The organism is Mesorhizobium sp. M7A.F.Ca.AU.001.01.1.1, assembly GCF_004022735.1.
Classification (GTDB): Bacteria; Pseudomonadota; Alphaproteobacteria; order Rhizobiales; family Rhizobiaceae; genus Mesorhizobium; species Mesorhizobium ciceri.
Map to the genome: position 1 here is coordinate 1 of NZ_RZPF01001033.1, position 1,568 is coordinate 1,568.

Genomic DNA, 1,568 nt, shown 5'->3' on the forward strand with positions numbered 1-1,568 from the left:
CCTTGGAACCGATCACGTGGATCTCTTCCAGACACATATCTGGGACAAGGATACAGATCTCGACGAACTGGTCGAAGCCATGGCGGACATCGTGCGCGCCGGAAAGGCGCTCTATGTCGGGGTCACGACGATGCCCGGCTGGACACTCGCAAAATGCCGTGCGGCTGCCAGCGCACGTGACCTTCCGGCGTTCATCTCGATGCAATGCGAATACAACCCCGCTCACCGGGAGTGCGAGCGGGAACTGCTTCCCTATTGCAGTCACGATGAGGTTGCCCTGATACCGTTCAGCCCCATCGCACGCGGCTTCCTTGCCGCGGACCGTCGCGATCCCGGCCAGCAGACGGCGCGCACGAAAAGCGACGACTATACGCAGAAATATTACTACCGCGAGGGCGACCACGCCGTACGCGAAGCCGTCGCTGCCGTTGCCGCTGATATCGGAAAGACACCGGCCCAGGTGGCTCTCGCTTGGACATTGGCGCGCCCCGGCATAGCCGCGCCCATCTTTGGAGCAACCTCGATAGAGCATGTCGACGAGGCCGTCGCGGCATTGGACATAGCGCTTGCCGCCGAACAGATTGACTGCATCGACCGGGCCTACGAGCCACGGCCGCTGAACGCCTCAGGCCACTGAGTGAGCACAATGCCTTGCGGTAAGGTGATATGCTTGTGAAATTGCACTCGTCCACGCACCTTTCAAAGGATCAAAGTCGCCGTGTATGACCTGCGAGTCCATGTTGCGCCGCGGCTGTATACGCAGGTGGCCGATATCATCCGCAACGCCATCGTCGTCGGAGAACTGGCGCCGGGAGAGCGGCTGGTGGAGCGCACACTTTGCGAGCGCATGGGCGTTTCGCGGACGTCGCTCAGGGAAGCGATGCGCGAGCTCGAGAACGAGGGCCTAGTCACGAACCTGCCCAACCGGGGGCTGATCGTCTCTGTCGTCGATCCTAAGGTCGCGAAGGACATTTTTGATCTTCGCGAAGTGCTGGAGGCGCTTATATGCAGGTTGTTTTGCGAGAATGCGGCTGACGATCATATCACGCGTTGCGGGGACATGTATGACGAGCTGATGGAAGCTTATCGCGTCGGTGTACCGCGCGAAATGATTGCCGCAAAAACCCGGTTTTACGACGTTTTGATAGCAGGCGCGAACAATTCCGAGGCGGAACGGATGCTTCGCAGCATACATATGCGGGCCTCACAGTTGCGCATGATTTCTCTTTCCAATGCAGAGCGGCGAAAGGCATCTCAAGAAGAGCTGGCAGCCCTGCTCGACGCCCTGGTGAACCGCAAGGCATCGGATGCCGAGCGGCTTGCAAAAAAACATGTACGCAAAGCCGCACAATTCGCACTCGGGATGATCGAACAGCTTGAAAACCAATCCGTCAGCTAATCGGCGCTTGCAAGCGCCTGACGCCGCCCGTCCGCCGCTACCCTCTTCGAGAGCTGAGGAAAATTATGTCTCGGCGGGCGGAATCCGTACGCGCTATTTCGAAGCTGGGAGCGGACCGACCGTGATCCTTCTGCACGGCTCGTCACTGGCGATCGACGCCTGGTCTACC

At 59.5% G+C, this 1,568-nt stretch carries 2 protein-coding genes; both read left to right on the plus strand.

Annotation, left to right across the window (positions count from 1 at the left end; translation table 11 throughout):
• Positions 1-637, plus strand: a 637-nt coding sequence (locus tag EN884_RS35445; protein WP_164895405.1) for an aldo/keto reductase, incomplete at its 5' end; no start/stop codon positions are given.
• An 81-nt stretch (positions 638-718) separates the two neighbouring features.
• Positions 719-1,399 carry a GntR family transcriptional regulator gene (locus EN884_RS35450; RefSeq protein ID WP_082826741.1) on the plus strand — a complete coding sequence of 227 codons (681 nt, stop codon included), beginning with the start codon at positions 719-721 and terminating at the stop codon, positions 1,397-1,399.
• The last annotated feature ends 169 nt before the right edge of the window (positions 1,400-1,568 follow it).